The 19,305-nt window shown below is 61.3% G+C and carries 17 protein-coding genes and 1 pseudogene; 6 read left to right on the top strand and 12 right to left on the bottom strand.

The features are described 5' to 3' along the window. Positions 1-3: 3 nt before the first annotated feature. Together C4J90_RS03925 and pilV are read right to left on the bottom strand one after the other, a co-directional pair. On the bottom strand, positions 4-711 hold the full coding sequence (locus tag C4J90_RS03925) for a prepilin-type N-terminal cleavage/methylation domain-containing protein (protein WP_124419265.1): 708 nt from the start codon (positions 709-711) through the stop codon (positions 4-6). Next, complete coding sequence (gene pilV, locus C4J90_RS03920) at positions 708-1,181, bottom strand: type IV pilus modification protein PilV (RefSeq protein ID WP_124421184.1); 474 nt, start codon at positions 1,179-1,181, stop codon at positions 708-710. The genes C4J90_RS03925 and pilV overlap by 4 nt, the downstream gene beginning before the upstream one ends. 204 nt (positions 1,182-1,385) lie before the next feature. Here pilV and C4J90_RS03915 point away from each other — a divergent pair. Beyond that, positions 1,386-1,901 (top strand): annotated as a pseudogene (locus C4J90_RS03915) (GspH/FimT family pseudopilin); the annotation flags it as partial. A 19-nt stretch (positions 1,902-1,920) separates the two neighbouring features. On the opposite strand, the gene ispH reads toward C4J90_RS03915, so the two are convergent. From ispH to murJ, 6 genes are all read right to left on the bottom strand, one after another. After that, a complete protein-coding gene (gene ispH / locus C4J90_RS03910; protein ID WP_124361227.1) occupies positions 1,921-2,868 on the bottom strand; it encodes a 4-hydroxy-3-methylbut-2-enyl diphosphate reductase in 948 nt (315 codons plus the stop codon). A gap of 163 nt (positions 2,869-3,031) precedes the next feature. Then, on the bottom strand, positions 3,032-3,472 hold the full coding sequence (locus C4J90_RS03905) for a peptidylprolyl isomerase (protein WP_177413419.1): 441 nt from the start codon (positions 3,470-3,472) through the stop codon (positions 3,032-3,034). Between the two features lie 7 nt (positions 3,473-3,479). Continuing rightward, positions 3,480-3,989, bottom strand: coding sequence for a signal peptidase II (gene lspA, locus C4J90_RS03900; RefSeq protein WP_124421183.1), 510 nt, complete (start codon positions 3,987-3,989; stop codon positions 3,480-3,482). Between the two features lie 7 nt (positions 3,990-3,996). Continuing rightward, positions 3,997-6,828, bottom strand: a complete 2,832-nt coding sequence (ileS, locus tag C4J90_RS03895; protein WP_124419263.1) for an isoleucine--tRNA ligase — start codon at positions 6,826-6,828, stop codon at positions 3,997-3,999. Between the two features lie 14 nt (positions 6,829-6,842). Next, entirely contained in the window at positions 6,843-7,781 is a 939-nt protein-coding gene (gene ribF / locus C4J90_RS03890; RefSeq protein ID WP_010213269.1) for a bifunctional riboflavin kinase/FAD synthetase, read from the bottom strand. A 119-nt stretch (positions 7,782-7,900) separates the two neighbouring features. Beyond that, positions 7,901-9,439 carry a murein biosynthesis integral membrane protein MurJ gene (murJ, locus tag C4J90_RS03885; RefSeq protein ID WP_124361224.1) on the bottom strand — a complete coding sequence of 513 codons (1,539 nt, stop codon included), beginning with the start codon at positions 9,437-9,439 and terminating at the stop codon, positions 7,901-7,903. 253 nt (positions 9,440-9,692) lie between these two features. On the opposite strand from murJ, the gene rpsT reads away from it, so the two are divergent. Further along, positions 9,693-9,971, top strand: a complete 279-nt coding sequence (rpsT, locus tag C4J90_RS03880) for a 30S ribosomal protein S20 (protein ID WP_003188401.1) — start codon at positions 9,693-9,695, stop codon at positions 9,969-9,971. A gap of 272 nt (positions 9,972-10,243) precedes the next feature. On the opposite strand, the gene C4J90_RS03875 is transcribed toward rpsT, so the two are convergent. Further along, on the bottom strand, positions 10,244-10,729 hold the full coding sequence (locus C4J90_RS03875) for a peptidylprolyl isomerase (protein WP_003171645.1): 486 nt from the start codon (positions 10,727-10,729) through the stop codon (positions 10,244-10,246). Between C4J90_RS03875 and C4J90_RS03870 the strand changes: the two genes are divergently transcribed. From C4J90_RS03870 to C4J90_RS03860, 3 genes are all read left to right on the top strand, one after another. Next, positions 10,728-11,018, top strand: coding sequence for a DUF3565 domain-containing protein (locus tag C4J90_RS03870; RefSeq protein WP_164485281.1), 291 nt, complete (start codon positions 10,728-10,730; stop codon positions 11,016-11,018). The genes C4J90_RS03875 and C4J90_RS03870 overlap by 2 nt on opposite strands. Positions 11,019-11,097: 79 nt before the next feature. Further along, the gene (gene pta, locus C4J90_RS03865) at positions 11,098-13,197 is read left to right on the top strand and encodes a phosphate acetyltransferase (RefSeq protein WP_124365770.1); all 2,100 of its coding nucleotides are present in this window, start codon (positions 11,098-11,100) and stop codon (positions 13,195-13,197) included. After that, the gene (locus C4J90_RS03860) at positions 13,198-14,097 is read left to right on the top strand and encodes an acyltransferase (RefSeq protein ID WP_124419262.1); all 900 of its coding nucleotides are present in this window, start codon (positions 13,198-13,200) and stop codon (positions 14,095-14,097) included. A 167-nt stretch (positions 14,098-14,264) separates the two neighbouring features. On the opposite strand, the gene cysN is transcribed toward C4J90_RS03860, so the two are convergent. From cysN to C4J90_RS03840, 3 genes are all read right to left on the bottom strand, one after another. Next, positions 14,265-16,163, bottom strand: a complete 1,899-nt coding sequence (gene cysN, locus C4J90_RS03855; protein WP_124419261.1) for a sulfate adenylyltransferase subunit CysN — start codon at positions 16,161-16,163, stop codon at positions 14,265-14,267. Positions 16,164-16,172: 9 nt separating this feature from the next. After that, the gene (cysD, locus tag C4J90_RS03850) at positions 16,173-17,090 is read right to left on the bottom strand and encodes a sulfate adenylyltransferase subunit CysD (protein WP_003171640.1); all 918 of its coding nucleotides are present in this window, start codon (positions 17,088-17,090) and stop codon (positions 16,173-16,175) included. 181 nt (positions 17,091-17,271) lie between these two features. Next, positions 17,272-18,030: a Nif3-like dinuclear metal center hexameric protein gene (locus tag C4J90_RS03840; protein ID WP_124419260.1), complete on the bottom strand. Its 759-nt coding sequence runs from the start codon at positions 18,028-18,030 to the stop codon at positions 17,272-17,274. 101 nt (positions 18,031-18,131) lie between these two features. Between C4J90_RS03840 and algW the strand changes: the two genes are divergently transcribed. Next, positions 18,132-19,292 (top strand): Do family serine endopeptidase AlgW, encoded by a 1,161-nt coding sequence (algW, locus tag C4J90_RS03835; protein WP_124361218.1) that lies wholly within the window; start codon positions 18,132-18,134, stop codon positions 19,290-19,292. Positions 19,293-19,305 lie beyond the last annotated feature (13 nt).

Below are 19,305 nucleotides of genomic sequence, written 5' to 3'. Positions count from 1 at the left end.
GCCCTACTCCAGCCGGTTGCGCAGTGCCGCCACGACGGCGTAGGCCTGGTCTTTCACTCGCCCGGTGGGGTCTTGCAGGGTCATGAGGATGCGCACGCTGCGTATCAACGATGCGTCGGCCGGGTGGCTGTCGTAACGCACCACGCCGGTCGATTCAGGCCTGGCCGCCACACCAAAACTGATCTCGAAGGCCCGTACGTTATCCATCAGTACGGCTTTGGCCGGAGCTGACGGAGTACTGATCTTCAACTGGCCCGTCTCATAGGTGTAGGTGAGCTCGCGTATGGCGAAACGAATCTGCCCGGGCGCAATCCCAGACGGCGCCCCGGTGAAGGCCTGAGCGGCCTCCTTGCAGTCGGACACCACCGTCCAGTCAGGCTTGCCTGCGCCGTCGCTGGCATTGGCGGTCACCAGTGTCAGTGACTTTGCGCTTGCCGACACTTCCCAGCCAATCGGCCGATCAAAGGCCGCCGGGGCGTTGTCGATAAAAGCCGTGGCCAGACACCCCAGCATGCCCGCCTGGCGAATATCCTGGGTCAGCTTGCTCAGGACGAACCGCGCATCGTCCTGCAGCACCATGGCGGCCTGCTGGCTGGCCTGGGTCAACCGCGAACCGATCAGCACCTGGCTCGCCCCGAGCACTACCACCAGCCCGACGGCCAGCGCCAGCAGCAACTCCACCAGCCCGAAACCTCGCGCAGGGCGGATCATTGCAACCGCCCTTGCCCATTGGCGATCCGACTGGTGAGACTGAAGGTTTGCCGCTCACCCAGGCCGCTCCCACCTCTGGCGTTTTCCCAACTGATGCTGACAGTGACCTCATCGCCGCTGGCCGCTATCGCACCCTTGGCGTCCTTGCCGGCAAAACCAGTGATATTGGCCTCGAAGTCACGCAGGTCCAGGTCACGCACGCTGGTAGCCGAGGTGCTGCCGGTGCGAGCCTGGGAGTAATCGACAGCGGCGTTGGCGCGAATACGGTCGAGCATGTCGTAGGCAATAAAACTGGCTTGGCTGGTCATCCTTGCGCTGTCGGTGGTCTTGAGCGCGTTGAGCTGGATCGCCGCGGCCCCCAGCAGTCCGAGCGCCAGGACCAGCACCGCGACCAGCACCTCGATCAGCGTCATGCCGGATTGGAGCCGATAAAAAGCGCGTAGAGAAAACGTATTCCGGCAGAAAGGCATACCGTCGTCATCCATGTCGAAGGCCTTAGGAAAACAGGAAAAACCTGTTGTGCGTCCCAAGACTAGCGTCGGTTTTCGACCGCTGCCGCTACCGGAACAAAGGGAAATACATTGGACGTAAAGGCCATCATTCAGCACCAGAGACCAGGCGCTATACCTATGCCTGCCACTTGACGATCACTCGCATCCACGGAGGGAGCACACATGACACAACGAGGTTTCACCCTGATCGAATTACTACTGGGATTGATCGTGACGGGTGTTCTGGCGCAGCTGGCCATACCCAACTTCAAAGGTTTGCTGGAATCGCAGCAGCGACAAAGCGTGGCCCAGGCACTGGCCGACGGGCTGCGTTACGCGCGCACCGAGGCGATTGCACGCAATCGTGCGGTGGTGATCCATGCGCGGGATGAAGACTGGAGCCAAGGATGGCGGGTGATACTGGATATCAGTGGGCGCGGCCACCTGGACGACGATAATCCGGTGCTACTGGAGCGACAGGACAGCGGGCAAGTACCGGTTGCCGGCAATGGCCCGGTCAGCAGCCAGGTTCGTTTCAGCGGTTTGGGGGAACCGGTGTTTGCGGGCGGGGGATTTCGTGCCGGCACCGTGCATGTGTGCGACACACAACAGGCCCAGAGCCTGTATCAGGTCGTGCTCGCTCCCAGCGGGCGTATCAGCCTGCGCAGTGATAAGACCGAGCAGGCGCTATGCCGAGGTTAACCCAGCCGCCAGGGGGTCAGAGCAGCGAGCGAACCCGTAATTCCTTGGGCATTGAAAACGTAATGTTTTCTTCCCGGCCCGCCAGCTCATCGGCGCCGGTGGCACCCCAGGCGTGCAGTTGCTGGATCACGCCGCGCACCAAAACTTCCGGGGCCGAGGCGCCTGCCGTAATGCCGATGCGCTCTACGCCGTCGAACCAACTACGCTGCATGTCCTCGGCGCCGTCGATCAGGTACGCCGGCGTCGCCATGCGCTCAGCCAACTCGCGCAAACGGTTGGAGTTGGAGCTGTTAGGGCTGCCGACCACCAGCACCACATCACACTCATCGGCCAGCTGCTTGACTGCATCCTGGCGGTTTTGCGTGGCGTAGCAGATGTCGTCCTTGCGCGGGCCGCCGATGGCCGGGAATCGCGTGCGCAGTGCGTCGATAACGCGGCTGGTATCGTCCATGGACAAGGTGGTCTGGGTGACGAAGGCCAAGCGTTCAGGGTTTTGCACCTGCAAGCTGGCAACGTCTTTTTCGTCTTCCACCAGGTAGATCGCGCCGCCATTGCTGGCGTCATACTGGCCCATGGTGCCTTCGACCTCCGGATGGCCGGCGTGGCCGATCAGGATGCATTCGCGGCCATCACGGCTGTAGCGCGCCACTTCGATGTGCACCTTGGTCACCAGCGGGCAAGTGGCGTCGAACACTTTCAGGCCACGGCCGGCCGCTTCGGTGCGTACGGCCTGGGACACGCCGTGGGCACTGAAGATAACGATGACATCATCGGGCACCTGGTCGAGCTCTTCGACGAAGATGGCTCCGCGAGCACGCAGGTCTTCGACCACGAACTTGTTGTGGACGACTTCATGCCGCACATAAATCGGCGGGCCGAAGACTTCCAGGGCGCGGTTGACGATTTCGATCGCCCGGTCCACGCCGGCGCAGAAGCCACGGGGGTTGGCGAGTTTGATTTGCATGCTGTGCCTCGTGTCTTGCAGCCACTTTGGGTCAGGGGTGTTGCTGACCGAAGGGACAATGGGAATCAAAGGTGGGAATGGGCTTGTTCCCGAATTGCGCAGTGTCAGCCAGTCAATTGTCAGACTGACCCACCGCCATCGGGGGCAAGCCCCCTCCCACATTTTAGACCAGCGCCTTGACGTGGATAATCTCGACGTCGAAGGTCAGTGTCTTGCCGGCCAACGGGTGGTTGAAGTCGATGGTCACTTGCGCGTCATCGAAGGCTTTGACCACGCCGGGCAATTCCGTATTCGCCGCATCATTGAAGATCACCAGCAGGCCTTCCGACAGGTCCATGCCTTCGAACTGCGAACGCGGGATGATCTGCACGTTTTGCGGGTTGGGCTGGCCAAAGGCATTTTCCGGCGGGATCTGCAGGTTGCGCTTATCGCCAGCCTTGAATCCGAACAGCGCCGTCTCAAAACCCGGCAACAGGTTGCCATCGCCGACCTTGAAGGTCGCCGGGGCTTTATCGAAAGTGCTGTCGACCGTGTCGCCATTCTCCAGGCGCAATGCAAAGTGCAAAGTGACTTCCGTGTTCTGGCCGATGCGTTGCTCAGCCAATACCTGATCAGTCATTGACGGTCTCTCCGGTTTTCTTGCTCTTGAACATATCCAGCGCCAGCATGATTGCACCAACGGTGATGGCGCTATCGGCGAAGTTGAACGCCGGGAAATAATGGCGGTTCTGCCAGTGCACGAGGATGAAGTCGATCACATGGCCCAGGGCAATGCGGTCGTACAGGTTGCCCAGCGCGCCGCCCAGCACCAGGGCAAGGGCAATGGCCAACCAGGTGTCATCACGGCCCAGGCGCCTGAGCCAGACCACCAGCACCGCACTGACCACCACGGCGATCAGTGCGAACAGCCAGCGCTGCCAGCCGCCGCCATCGGCGAGGAAGCTGAAGGCCGCGCCAGTGTTGTAGGCCAGGGTCCAGCTGAAGTAATCCGGGATCACCACGATTTGCTGGAACATTTCCAGGGTGCCTTCGAAATGAGCCTTGCTGACCTGGTCGATGACCAGGACCAGCACGCTCAGTACGAGCCAGCCAAGACGTCCGAAACGGCTGGCGTCAGGCATGCTTTTACTAGGCATAGTGGCGAACCTCGCCTTCACCGCTGATGTTATCCACGCAACGACCGCAGATTTCCGGATGCTCCGGGTTCACGCCGACATCTTCACGGCAGTGCCAGCAACGCGCGCATTTAGGGAATGCCGACTTGACCACTTTGAGCTTCAGGCCCGGTACATCAGTCGCCACGGCGTCTGCCGGAGCCTGGGCGAATGGCGCCAGGCTGGCGGTGGAGGTGATCAACACAAAGCGCAGTTCGTTGCTCAGCTTGGCCAGGTCGGCGGTCAGGCCGTCCTCGGCAAACAGGGTGACTTCGGCTTGCAGGTTGCCCCCCACGGCCTTGGCCGCGCGCTGCACTTCCAGCTCCTTGTTCACCGCAACCTTCACGGCCATCACGCCTTCCCAGTACGCGCGACCCAGTTCGAAGTCGGCCGGCAGTTCGGTCAGGCCTTCGTACCAGGTATTGAGCATGACGGACTCGTTACGCTCGCCCGGCAGGTACTCCCACAGTTCGTCGGCGGTGAACGCCAGGATCGGTGCGATCCAGCGCACCAGCGCTTCGCTGATGTGGTAGAGCGCGGTCTGCGCCGAGCGGCGCGCCTTGCTGTTGGCGCCGGCGGTGTACTGGCGGTCCTTGATGATGTCGAGGTAGAACCCACCCAGCTCCTGCACGCAGAAGTTGTGGATCTTCGAATAGACGTTCCAGAAGCGGTACTCGCCGTAATGCTCCTGCAACTCGCGTTGCAACAACAGGGTACGGTCCACGGCCCAACGGTCGAGGGCGAGCATGTCTTCGGCCGGCAGCAGGTCGGTGGCCGGGTTGAAGCCGGTCAGGTTCGACAGCAGGAAGCGTGCGGTATTACGGATGCGACGGTAGGCATCGGCGCTGCGGGCCAGGATCTGGTCCGACACGGCGATTTCGCCCGAGTAATCGGTCGACGCTACCCACAGGCGCATGATGTCGGCGCCCAGGGTGTCGTTGATCTTTTTCGGCTCGATCACGTTCTTCAGCGACTTGGACATCTTGCGACCGTTTTCGTCGACGGTGAAGCCGTGGGTCAGCAGTTCGCGGTACGGCGCATGGCCGTCGATGGCGCAGCCGGTCAGCAGCGAGGAGTGGAACCAGCCACGGTGCTGGTCGGAACCTTCCAGGTACAGGTCGGCACGCGGGCCGCTGTCGTGGCCCATCGGGTGCGAGCCGCGCAGTACGTGCCAGTGGGTGGTACCGGAGTCGAACCACACGTCGAGGGTGTCGCTGATCTTGTCGTACTGCGGCGCTTCATCGCCCAGCAGCTCGGCGGCGTCCAGCTTGAACCAGGCTTCGATGCCTTCCTGTTCAATGCGCTGGGCCACTTCTTCCATCAGTTCGACGGTGCGCGGGTGCAGTTCGCCGCTTTCCTTGTTCAGGAAGAACGGGATCGGCACGCCCCAGTTACGCTGGCGGGAGATGCACCAGTCCGGACGGTTGGCGATCATCGAGTGCAGGCGCGCCTGGCCCCAGGCCGGGACGAACTGAGTGTCTTCGATGGCTTTGAGCGAGCGTATGCGCAGGGTTTCGCCGCTGGCCGGCTCTTTGTCCATGCCGATAAACCACTGCGCGGTGGCGCGGTAGATCAACGGGGTCTTGTGGCGCCAGCAGTGCATGTAGCTGTGCTTGATGGTGTCGGCCTGCATCAGCGCGCCGACTTCACGCAGCTTGTCGATGATCGGCTGGTCGGCCTTGAAGACGAACTGCCCGCCGAAGAATTCCAGCGACGGCACATACACGCCGTTGCTCTGTACCGGGTTGATGATGTCGTCGTTGACCATGCCGTACTTCTTGCAGGTCACGAAGTCGTCCACGCCATAGGCAGGCGAGCAGTGAACGATGCCCGTGCCCGAACCCAGCTCGACGTAGTCAGCCATATATACCGGCGACAGGCGGTCATAGAACGGATGACGGAAGTTGATCAATTCCAGCGCGGAGCCGGTGGTGGTGGCGATCACCGAACCTTGCAGCTCGTAGCGCGCCAGGCACGACTCGACCATTTCTTCGGCCAGCACCAACAGGCGATCGCCAACATCGACCAGCGCGTAGGTGAACTCCGGGTGCACGTTCAGTGCCTGGTTGGCGGGGATGGTCCATGGCGTGGTGGTCCAGATCACGATGGCAGCAGGCTTGGCCAGCGATGCCAGGCCAAAGGCCTCGGCCAGCTTGGCGTCGTCGGCGATCGGGAAGGCCACGTCGATGGTCGAGGATTTCTTTTCCTCGTACTCGACTTCCGCCTCGGCCAGGGCCGAGCCGCAGTCGAAGCACCAGTTCACGGGCTTGAGGCCCTTGAACACGAAGCCGCCCTTGACGATTTCGGCCAAGGCGCGGATTTCACCGGCCTCGTTCTTGAAGTTCATGGTTTTGTACGGGTTGTCCCACTCGGCCAGCACACCCAGACGGATGAACTCGGACTTCTGCCCTTCGATCTGCTCGGTGGCGTAGGCACGGCACAGTTCACGGGTTTTATCCGCGCCCAGGTTCTTGCCGTAGGTCACTTCGACTTTGTGCTCGATCGGCAGGCCGTGGCAGTCCCAACCCGGGACATACGGTGCGTCGAAGCCCGACAGGGTTTTCGAACGCAGGATCATGTCCTTGAGAATCTTGTTCAGCGCATGACCGATGTGAATCGTGCCGTTGGCATAAGGAGGGCCGTCGTGCAGGACGAATTTCGGACGATCCTTGCCAATTTCGCGCAACTTTCCGTACAGGCCAATACTGTCCCAGCGCTGCAGGATCTGCGGTTCGCGCTGTGGCAGGCCGGCCTTCATTGGGAAGGCGGTGTCCGGAAGGTTTAGCGTGGCTTTATAGTCGGTCATTTAAGGCTCTTCGGTTAGCGATGGGCGCTAGGTGCGGCTAGTGCACGGGCGGCGGCGACATCCGCATTGATCGCCGTTTTCAACGCCTCAAGGGAGGCGAAACGCTGCTCTTCACGCAGCTTCTGGTGGAAAACCACCGTTAAACGCCGGTCGTATAAATCACCGGCAAAATCCAGAAGGTGAACTTCCAGGTGGGCCTTGCCATCACCTGCAACCGTGGGCCTGACGCCTATGTTGGCGACTCCCGGCCACGATTGGCCATCGATGTCGACGCTCACCAGGTAAACCCCGGTGAGTGGCACACGACGGCGCTTGAGTTGCACGTTGGCGGTTGGCGTGCCCAGTTGGCGCGCCAGCTTCTGGCCGTGCAATACCCGCCCGGCGATGCGGAACGGGCGACCGAGCAAACGCTCGGCCAAGGCGAAGTCGGCAGCGGCCAGGGCGTTACGCACCTGGGTACTGCTCACGCGCAGGCCGTCCAGTTCGACGGTTTGCGCGGCTTCGACGGTAAACCCCTGGTTGACGCCGGCGTGTTGCAGGAAATCGAAATCTCCGACGCGGTCGCAACCAAAACGGAAGTCGTCGCCGACTTCCAAATGCTGCACGCCCAGGCCATCGACGAGGATGCGGTCGACGAACTCGGCAGCGCTCAGGCTTTGCAAACGCTGGTTGAAGGCCAGGCAGAGCACGCGGTCGACGCCTTCTTCAGCCAGCAGTTGCAGCTTGTCCCGCAGGCGGGCCAGACGGGCCGGCGCGGTCTCGGGAGTGAAATATTCCCGCGGCTGCGGCTCGAAAATCACCACGCAGCTGGGCACGCCCAACTCGACCGCACGCTCGCGCAGCCTGGCCAGGATAGCCTGGTGGCCACGGTGAACACCGTCAAAGTTGCCAATAGTGGCGACGCAGCCCCGATGCTCGGGGCGCAGGTTGTGGAGACCTCGAACCAGCTGCATAACGCGCTTCTTGCTCATAAAGTGGTCGATTATAACCACACCCGGCCCCGGACGACAGGCAACAGCACAGGCCAAATGGATCGATTCGATAAAACAGCCGTTTTATCGCGACAAACTCTCTACCCCAGGGACTTGCGATTGAAATCGCGCAGGCGGAAACCCTGCAGCAGCAACATCCCGAAGTACACCACCACGCCCGCCACCACCAGCACGCCAAGGCGCATGAAGCGCTCCAGCATATGGCCCTGGTCCCAGGCCGGCATGACATGCATCAGGCCCAGCAACACGGCGGACATCGCGGCGACCGCCACGAGCAGCTTGAGGGTGAACACTCCCCAGCCTGGCTGCGGCTGGTACATCTGTTGTTTGCGCAGTTGATAAAACAGCAGGCCGGCATTGATGCACGCACCGGCACTGATTGCCAACGCCAAGCCGGCATGGGCCAGCGGGCCGATAAATACCAGGTTGAGCAGTTGCGTGACGATCAGCGTGAAAATCGCGATCTTTACCGGCGTGCGGATATTTTGCTGGGCATAGAAGCCCGGCGCCAGCACCTTGATCACGATAATACCGAGCAAGCCGACGGAGTAAGCCACCAGCGCGTGCTGGGTCATCAAGGCGTCATGGGCGTCGAACTGGCCGTATTGAAACAGCGAGACCGTCAAGGGCTCAGCCAGGATTCCCAAGGCCAAGGCGCATGGCAGCACCAGCAGGAAGCACAGGCGCAGGCCCCAGTCGAGAATGCGCGAATACTCCTGGCGGTCCTTGCTTGCGTAGGTGCGCGCCAGGGTCGGCAGCAGAATTGTCCCCAAGGCCACCCCGAGTACGCCGGACGGCAATTCCATCAGGCGGTCGGCGTAGTACATCCACGACACCGAACCGGACACCAGCAGCGAAGCGAACGCCGTATTGATGATCAGGGAAATCTGACTGACCGACACCCCGAGGATTGCTGGCAACATATTGCGCATCACGCGCCAGACGCCGGTGTCCTTGAGGTTCAGGCGCGGCAGCACGAGCATGCCGATTTTTTTCAGATGCGGCAGTTGGTAGAGCAATTGCGCCAGGCCGCCGGCCAGGACTGCCCAGCCGAGGGCCATCACCGGTGGGTCGAAGTACGGCGTGAGGAACAGCGCGAAGATAATCATGCTGACGTTGAGCAGCGTCGGCACGAAGGCCGGCACCGAGAAACGGTTCCAGGTATTGAGGATTGCCCCGGCGAGGGATGACAGCGAGATCAGCACTATATAAGGAAAGGTCACGCGCAGCAGGTCGGTGGTCAGCGCGAACTTTTCCGGGGTGTTGGCAAAGCCCGGCGCCGTGGCCCAGATCACCCAGGGCGCGGCGAGTATGCCAACCAGAGTCACCAGCATCAGCACCAGGGTCAGCAGGCCAGAGACGTAGGCGATGAACGTGCGGGTTGCCTCCTCGCCCTGCTGGGTCTTGTATTCGGCCAGGATCGGCACGAAGGCCTGGGAGAATGCGCCTTCGGCGAAGATTCTGCGCAGCAGGTTGGGCAATTTAAAGGCAATAAAGAAGGCGTCCGTGGCCATACTGGCGCCAAAAATGCGCGCCAGCAGGGTGTCACGCACAAACCCCAAAACCCGGGAGATCATCGTGATAGAGCTGACGGCAGCCAACGATTTGAGCAGATTCATTGAAAGAGTTTGCGCCTATAGATAAAGAGCAGGCGAACAAAGCGCCTACTTATGCGATACTGCGCGCCTGCAACAGCACAGAGCCAAAGCTCGCGAGTTTACAGGTCAAGCGCCGGAAATAAATCACCCGCCTCTTCAGATCGACCACTCAGCAGTTCGCATCAGCCGCCCTTGACAACCCATCAAGTCATCGGCATGATTCGCGGCCTATTTTGTTTGCTATTTCCTAAAAAGTCTTTCGAGGAGCTCGACGGTGGCCAACACACCTTCCGCCAAAAAACGTGCAAAACAGGCTGAGAAGCGTCGCAGCCACAACGCCAGCCTGCGTTCCATGGTTCGTACCTACATCAAGAATGTAGTTAAAGCCATCGACACCAAAGACGCTGAAAAAGCTCAAGCTGCTTACGTTCTGGCCGTGCCAGTTATCGACCGTATGGCCGATAAAGGCATCATCCACAAGAACAAGGCCGCTCGTCATAAGAGCCGCCTGAATGGCCACATCAAGGCTCTGAGCGTTCCTGCTGCAGCCTAAGTGGTAACAACTGCTACGCAGCCCAGGTTGCGAAACAGTTAAGAAATGCCCCGTACCGAAAGGTGCGGGGCATTTTTGTTTTCTGGAGTGCAAAGATCAAAATGTGGGAGGGGGCTTGCCCCCGATTGCAGTGGATCAGTAACCAGATGCAGTGGCTGACACTCAGCTATCGGGAGCAAGCCCCCTCCCACACTTGGATCGCGGTGAATTTCAGATAAAAAAACGCCCCGAACCAGTCGGGGCGTTTTTGCTACCGCTTGATCAAACCACAATCAATGGTGATGACCGCCTTCACCGTGGACGTGACCATGAGCCACTTCTTCCTGGGAAGCGTCGCGGATGGCAACGATCTTCACTTGGAAGTTCAGGCGCTGGCCAGCCAGCGGGTGGTTACCGTCAACGGTCACGTCGTCACCGTCCAGGTCGCGGATGGTCACGATCTGCATTTGGCCGTCCGGGGCGGAAGCGTGGAACTGCATGCCCACTTCCAGCTCATCAACACCTTCGAACATGCTGCGGCTCAAGGTGCTGACCAGTTCGGCGGAGTATTCGCCGTAGGCATCCTCAGGCTCTACGGCAACGGTCAGTTCATCACCAACTGCCTTGCCTTCCAGAGCCTTTTCCAGGCCTGGGATAATGTTACCCGCGCCTTGCAGGTAGACCAGCGGCGCGCCGCCGGCGGAGCTGTCGATGACCTCACCAGCGTCGTTGGTCAGGGTATAGTCGATGGAGACAGCCTTGTTAGCGGCGATCGTCATGGGGCGAGACCTTTTGCATAAGAATGAAGAACGGACAAGTCTAAACAAGGATTTGCCCGAAAGCGAACAGAACCCGGACAGACGGGGCCGACCAACGGTCTCGACGATCAGCGGATTCCACCAGGACGACGACCTGCACTGGGTCGTCGAGCTGTCCTGCGGCCACACCCAGCATCTGCGCCACCAGCCGCCATGGCAGTCGCGCGCCTGGGTGCTCGACCCCGCGCAGCGCCTTGAAAAAATCGGCCAGCCCTTTGCGTGCGGCTGGTGTGCGCAACACCCCGAATAACGATAACCTTGGCGCCTGATTCGCGGTAGGCACTCACGCATAGAGTGCCACCCCAGCCATGCACCTCCAGAGAATTCGCATGCAGACTTTTTTTATCGCGCCCACCGATTTTGGTGTGGGTCTGACCTCCATCAGCCTTGGGCTGGTGCGCACCCTGGAACGGGCCGGGCTGAAAGTCGGTTTCTTCAAACCGATTGCCCAGCCACACCCTGGCGATACCGGCCCCGAGCGTTCTACCGAACTGGTGGCGCGCACCCACGGCCTGAAGCCGCCGCAACCCCTGGGCCTGGCCCATGTTGAGCGCATGCTCGGCGACGGCCAGCTCGATGAGTTGCTCGAAGAAATCATCACGCTGTACCAGCAAGCCGCCGTGGGCAAGGACGTGCTGATCGTCGAAGGCATGGTGCCGACTCGCAGCGCCAGCTATGCGGCACGGGTCAACCTGCACCTGGCCAAAAGCCTGGATGCAGAAGTGATCCTGGTCTCGGCCCCGGAAAACGAAGTGCTCACCGAACTGTCCGGCCGCGTGGAACTGCAGGCCCAATTGTTCGGCGGCCCGAAAGACCCGAAAGTGCTGGGCGTGATCCTCAACAAGGTGCGCACCGACGAAAGCATGGAGGCCTTCTCGGCGCGTCTCAAAGAGCACTCGCCGTTATTGCGCAGCGGTGATTTCCGCCTGCTCGGCTGCATTCCCTACCAGCCCGAACTCAACGCGCCACGTACCCGCGACGTGGCCGACCTGATGGGCGCGCAGATCCTCAACGCCGGCGACTATGAAACCCGGCGCATGACCAAGATCATCATCTGCGCGCGCACCATGCGCAACACCGTGGAGCTGCTCAAGCCCGGCGTGCTGGTGGTGACGCCGGGCGATCGCGACGACATCATCCTCGCCGTCAGCCTGGCCGCGATCAACGGCGTACCGCTGGCCGGCCTGTTGCTGACCAGCGACACCCTGCCCGACCCGCGCATCATGGATTTGTGCCGTGGCGCGTTCCAGGCCGGGTTGCCGGTACTGTCGGTGAGCACCGGTTCCTACGACACCGCCAACCAGCTCAACAGCCTCAACAAGGAAATCCCCATCGATGACCGCGAGCGCGCGGAGATCATCACCGACTTCGTCGCCAGCCACCTCGATGCGCGCTGGCTGCACCAACGCTGCGGCACCCCACGGGAGATGCGCTTGTCACCGGCGGTGTTTCGCTACCAGTTGATCCAGCGCGCCCAGGCCGCCAACAAGCGCATCGTGCTGCCCGAAGGCAGCGAGCCGCTGACCGTGCAGGCCGCCGCTATCTGCCAGGCCCGCGGCATCGCCCGCTGTGTGCTGCTGGCCAAGCCGGCGGACGTGGAAGCGGTGGCGCGGGCCCAAGGTATCGAACTGCCGGAAGGCCTGGAGATACTTGACCCGGACCTGATCCGCCAGCGCTACGTCGAACCGATGGTTGCACTGCGCAAGAGCAAGAGCCTGAACGCGCCAATGGCCGAGCAGCAATTGGAAGACACCGTGGTGATCGCCACCATGATGCTCGCCCTCGACGAGGTGGACGGCCTGGTGTCCGGGGTGATCCACTCCACCGCCAACACCATCCGCCCGGCCCTGCAGCTGATCAAGACGGCGCCGGGCTGCACCTTGGTATCGTCGGTGTTCTTCATGCTGTTCCCCGAGCAGGTGCTGGTGTATGGCGACTGCGTGATGAACCCGCACCCAAGTGCTGCGGAGCTGGCGGAAATTGCCCTGCAGAGCGCCGACTCGGCGGCGGCATTCGGCATTGTCCCGCGCGTGGCAATGATCAGCTATTCCAGCGGCGAGTCGGCCAGCGGTGAGGAAGTGGAAAAAGTCCGCGAAGCCACCCTGCTCGCCCACGAACAACAGAGCTCGTTGCTGATCGACGGCCCGCTGCAATACGACGCTGCCGCCAATGAAAGCGTGGCCCGGCAACTGGCGCCTAACAGTCAGGTCGCCGGCAAGGCCACGGTGTTCGTGTTCCCCGACCTCAATACCGGCAACACCACCTACAAAGCCGTGCAACGCAGCGCCGATTGCGTAAGCCTGGGGCCGATGCTCCAGGGCCTGCGCAAACCGGTCAACGACCTGCCGCGCGGCGCCCAGGTGGACGACATCGTGTACACCATCGCCCTGACCGCGATCCAAGCCGCCAACCGACCTATGGATATCTAAATGCTGGATTTTCTACCTGCCGCCGTACGCGGGGTGATCGCCTCGCTGCTGTTGGCGCTGAACACGATCCTGCTGTGCTCGTTCCTGTTTATCGTGGCGCTGTTCAAGGCCCTGCCCTTCGCCAAGCGCTTGAGCGAAGGCTTGATGAACCACACGCACGAAGCCTGGGTCAGCAACAACAAGGCCTGGATGAACCTGGTATGCCGCACCCGCTGGCACCTGAGCGGCCTCGAAGGCCTGGATTATCAGCACTCGTACCTGGTGACCAGCAACCACCAGAGCTGGGTCGACATCATGGTGCTGCAATACGTGCTCAATCGACGCATCCGCCCGCTGAAGTTCTTCCTCAAGCAGGAGCTGATCTGGGTGCCGGTGATTGGTTTGGCGTGGTGGGCGCTGGGCTTTCCGTTCATGAAGCGCTATAGCAAGGCGTACCTGGAAAAACACCCGGAAAAAAAAGGTAAGGACCTGGAAACCACCCGCAAGACCTGTGCGAAGTTTCGCAACAACCCGGTGGGGATTTTCAACTTTGCCGAGGGCACACGGTTTACACCGGGCAAGCACGCACAGCAGAAGTCGCCGTTTCGTCACCTGCTTAAACCCAAGGCGGGTGGTATCGCGTTTGTGCTGGATGCGATGGGAGAACAGCTGAAGTCGCTGGTCAACGTGACCATTCACTATCCTGGCGGGCGTCCTGGTTATTGGGATTTGCTGTGCGGGAATGTGAAGGATGTGGTGGTGCAGTTTAAAGAGGTGCAGATTCCGGTCGAGTTTATCGGCAAGAATTATGAGCAGGATGGGGAATATCGGTTGGCGTTCCAGGGCTGGATCAACCGGTTGTGGGAAGAGAAGGATGCGCTGCTGGAAAAGCTTCACGCAGAATTTCCTGGCAAAAGGTGATCACCCTGTGGGAGGGGGCTTGCTCCCGATGGCGGCGTGTCAGTCAGTACAGCCGTTACTGAACCACCGCTATCGGGAGCAAGCCCCCTCCCACATTTGACTGAGTTGTGTTCAAGGCCCCATAAAAAAACCCGCCAACATGGCGGGCTTTTTTGTGCGCGTGACGCTTAGATCGCGCCGCGCTGGCGCAACAACTCCAGCACTTGCTTGACGCTCTCTTCCAGCGACAACGCCTGGGTGTCGATCACCAGATCAGCATTCAACGGCACGTCATACGGGAACGACTCACCCGGGATGTTATCCCCACCGGCGGCGTACAGCCCTTGCGGATCACGCTCGGCACACACCTGCGGCGACGCCTGCACGTATACCGTGAGCAAACGGTCGCTGCCGATCAGCACCTTGGCCTGTTCGCGGCCTTCGGCATCCGGGGCGACGAACGCGGCCAGGGTCAGCAGGCCGGCTTCGTTGAACTGGCGCGCCACGTGAGCGGCACGGCGCCAGTTCTCGGTACGCCCGGCGCGGTCCTGCGGCAGACCTTTGTTGAGGTCGTGACGCAAGTTCTGGCCGTCCAGCACGAACACCGCACGCCCCATGTCGAACAGCCTGCGCTCGACCGCATATGCCAAGGTGCTCTTGCCGGCGCCGGACAGGCCGCTGAACAGCACGGTGGCCGGTTGCTGGCCGAAACGCAGGGCGCGTTCTTCGGTGGCGACATGGGCCAACTTGCCGTGCTGCGCCGCGCTGCCATGGCTGACTGGCGGGGCGATGATCATGCCGGCGGCCACGGTGCCGTTGGTCAAGCGGTCGATGACGATAAACGCGCCAGTGGTGCGGTTGCTGTCGTAACCGTCCAACGCAATAGCCGCGTCGAGGCTGACCTTGACCCGGCCAATCTCGTTCAACTGCAGCGAACTCGCCGGGCCTTCGGCCAGGGTGTTCACGTCCACGCGGTGCACAATGCTGGTGATGGAGCCCGGCACATAGCTGGTGGCGCGCTTGATGTCGTACTTCTTGCCCGGCAGCATCGGTTCTTCGGCCATCCACACCAGCATGGCGTCGAAGGCGTCCGTCACTTGCGGCACGTTGTCGGCATGCACCAGCAGGTCGCCACGGGAGATGTCGATCTCGTCTTCCATGGTCAGGGTCACGGCCTGGCCTGGGCCCGCCTGTTCCAACTCGCCCTCGAAGGTGACGATGGATTTGACGCGGCTGCTCTTGCCCGACGGCAGCACCACGACGTCGTCGCCCTTGTGCACGATGCCGCTGGCCAGGGTGCCGGCGAAACCACGGAAGTTCAGGTTCGGACGGTTGACGTACTGCACCGGGAAACGCAGGTCGGTGTAGTTGCGGTCGTTGGCGATCTCGACGGTCTCGAGAATCTCCATCAGCGACTGCCCGGTGTACCACGGCGAACGCTCGCTCTTGTTCACCACGTTGTCGCCCTTGAGCGCCGACATCGGCACGAAGGCCAGGGTGCTCGGCTTGAACGCGATACCGTCGGCGAACTTCAGGTAATCGGCCTTGATCGACTCGAATACGCTCTGGTCAAAGCCATTGATGTCCATCTTGTTGACGGCCACCACGATGTGTTTGATGCCCAGCAACGAGGCGATGAAGCTGTGGCGACGGGTCTGGGTCTGCACGCCGTAGCGCGCGTCGATCAGGATAATCGCCAGGTCACAGGTGGACGCGCCGGTGGCCATGTTGCGGGTGTACTGCTCATGGCCTGGGGTATCGGCAATGATGAATTTGCGCTTGGCGGTGGAGAAGTAGCGGTAGGCGACATCGATGGTGATGCCCTGTTCACGCTCGGCCTGCAGGCCGTCAACGAGCAGCGCCAGGTCGATGTCGTCACCGGTGGTGCCGGACTTCTTCGAATCGCGGGTGATGGCTTCCAGGTGATCTTCGTAGATCATCTTGGAGTCGTGCAGCAGTCGCCCGATCAGGGTGCTCTTGCCGTCATCGACGTTGCCGCAGGTCAGGAAGCGCAACATTTCCTTGCGCTCGTGCTGGCCCAGGTAGGCGAGGATGTCCTCGCTGATCAAATCAGATACGTGCGACATGACAACCCCTTAGAAATAACCCTGACGTTTTTTATCTTCCATGGAGCCGGCGCCATCATGGTCGATGACCCGGCCCTGGCGCTCGGAAGTTCGCGTCAGGAGCATTTCCTGAATGATGTCCGTCAGCGTTTCGGCTTCGGACTCCACCGCGCCCGTTAACGGGTAGCAGCCAAGGGTGCGGAAACGGACTTTCTTTTTGACGATACGGGCTTTGTCTTCGTCGGACAGGTGCTCGAGGATGCGGTCGTCGTCGATCATGATCAACGTGCCGTTCTTCTCGATCACGTCGCGTTCGGCGGCGAAGTACAGCGGCACGATCGGGATGCCTTCCAGGTAGATGTACTGCCAGATGTCCAGCTCGGTCCAGTTGGACAGCGGGAATACCCGGATCGATTCGCCCTTGTTGACGTTGCCGTTGTAGACGTTCCACAGCTCCGGGCGCTGGTTTTTCGGGTCCCAGCGGTGCTTGCTGTCGCGGAATGAGTACACGCGCTCTTTGGCGCGGGATTTCTCTTCATCGCGACGGGCACCGCCGAAGGCTGCGTCGAAACCATGCTTGTCCAGGGCCTGCTTGAGGCCTTCGGTCTTCATGATGTCGGTGTGCTTGGCGCTGCCGTGGGTAAACGGGTTGATGTTCTGCGCCACGCCATCGGGGTTGATATGGGTGATCAGGTCCAGGCCCAGCTCCTCGACCATCTTGTCGCGGAACTTGTACATTTCCTGGAATTTCCAGCGGGTGTCGACGTGCATCACCGGAAACGGCAATTTGCCCGGGAAGAAGGCCTTGCGGGCCAGATGCAGCATCACGGCGGAGTCTTTACCGATCGAGTAGAGCATCACCGGGTTATCGAACTCGGCAGCGACCTCGCGGATAATATGGATGCTTTCCGCCTCCAGCTGTTTCAGATGCGTCAGTTTGTCGACCATGGCTACTCACGGAAAAACGATCGTGTGGACGGCCAGCGGGCCGTGTTCGAGCGGGGCATGCTAGCACAGCACCTGCTTCTATTCAGGGCGCCAACTAGATCGAAACGGTATATGAATATTCCCCTGAGTTTGGCCTGGAACTCGGTCAAGCCCCCTCCCACATTTGCCTCGGCTGTGTGGCTTAGATCGGGTTCGGGCAATCGATGAAGATATGCTCCAAGGCAAAGCGTCGTGCCAGGTAATCCCCCAACGCCTGCACGCCATAGCGCTCGGTGGCGTGATGGCCGGCGGCGATGAAACTGATGTCGTTTTCCCGCGCGCTGTGGAAGGTCTGCTCCGAGGCTTCGCCGCTCAGGTACAGGTCGACACCGGCAGCCACTGCCTGGTCGATATACCCCTGCCCGCCCCCGGTGCACCAGCCGACGCGGCGGATCATTTCACCGCCTTCGATCAGCAGCGGCTCTCGGCCCATCACGTCCTGCACGCGACGGGCAAAGTCGCGCGGCGACAGCGGCTCGGCGAGCGAGCCGACCAGGCCGACGACCTTTGGGTTGCCTGGGTCGAGCGGGCCTTCGACGGTAATGTCCAGTTGCTTGGCAAGCTGCACGTTATTGCCGACGTCAGGGTGCAGATCCAGCGGCAGGTGGTAGGCCAGCAGGCTGATGTCATGCTTGAGCAAGGTTTTCAGGCGACGTTGCTTCATGCCGGTGATGCAGGGGTTTTCGCCCTTCCAGAAATACCCGTGGTGCACCAGGATCAGGTCGGCCCGGGCTTCGACGGCGGCGTCCAGCAGGGCTTGGCTGGCGGTGACGCCGCTGACAATGCGCATCACCTGCGGCCGGCCCTCCACTTGCAGGCCGTTGGGGCAATAATCGGCGATTTTCAAGCTGCCAAGGTAGCGGTCCGCTTCCTCGACGAGGGTGGTAAGGGGGACGGCCATAAAAGACTCCTAAATATCCCGTTCGCTGGCGTCGCAGCCTCGTATAATGCGCGTCATTATGGGCGCTCCCGCGCCCCCTGCAACCTGTCAGGACTTACTTGATGCTCAAGGCGCTGCGTTTTTTTGGATGGCCATTGCTGGCCGGCGTGCTGATCGCGATGCTGATCATTCAGCGTTATCCACAGTGGGTTGGCCTGCCCAGCCTTGATGTGAACCTGCAACAGGCCCCGCAAACCAGCACCGTGGTGCAAGGCCCGGTGACCTATGCGGACGCCGTGACCATCGCCGCCCCCGCCGTGGTCAACCTGTACACCACCAAGGTCATCAACAAACCGGCGCATCCCTTGTTCGAAGACCCGCAGTTTCGCCGCTACTTCGGTGACAACGGGCCCAAGCAACGCCGCATGGAATCGAGCCTCGGTTCCGGGGTGATCATGAGCCCCGAAGGCTACATTCTCACCAACAATCACGTGACCACCGGCGCCGACCAGATCGTGGTGGCCCTGCGTGACGGCCGCGAGACCCTGGCCCGCGTCGTGGGCAGCGATCCGGAAACCGATCTTGCGGTACTGAAAATCGACCTGACGAACCTTCCCTCGATCACCCTCGGCCGCTCCGATGGCCTGCGCGTAGGCGACGTGGCGCTGGCCATCGGCAACCCGTTCGGCGTTGGCCAGACGGTGACCATGGGCATCATCAGCGCCACCGGGCGTAACCAGCTGGGCCTTAACAGCTACGAAGACTTCATCCAGACCGACGCGGCGATCAACCCCGGCAACTCCGGCGGCGCGCTGGTGGATGCCAATGGCAACCTCACGGGAATCAACACGGCGATTTTCTCCAAGTCCGGCGGCTCCCAGGGCATCGGTTTTGCGATCCCGGTGAAGCTGGCGATGGAGGTGATGAAGTCGATCATCGAGCACGGCCAGGTGATTCGCGGCTGGCTGGGCATTGAAGTGCAACCCTTGACCAAGGAACTGGCCGAGTCGTTCGGCCTGACCGGGCGCCCTGGCATCGTGGTCGCGGGGATCTTCCGCGACGGCCCGGCGCAGAAAGCCGGCCTGCAATTGGGCGACGTGATCCTCAGCATCGACGGCGCTCCGGCCGGTGATGGCCGCAAGTCGATGAACCAGGTGGCGCGGATCAAGCCGACCGACAAGGTGGCGATCCAGGTGATGCGCAACGGCAAGGAAATCAAGCTGTCGGCGGAAATCGGCCTGCGCCCACCGCCAGCCACGGCGCCGGTAAAAGAAGAGGAATAAGCGGCATCGCCCA

The organism is Pseudomonas sp. R2-60-08W, from assembly GCF_003852335.1.
In the GTDB taxonomy this organism is placed as follows: domain Bacteria; phylum Pseudomonadota; class Gammaproteobacteria; order Pseudomonadales; family Pseudomonadaceae; genus Aquipseudomonas.
Note: the sequence above shows the minus strand (reverse complement) of the source record. Positions and strands in the feature narration are given on the sequence as shown.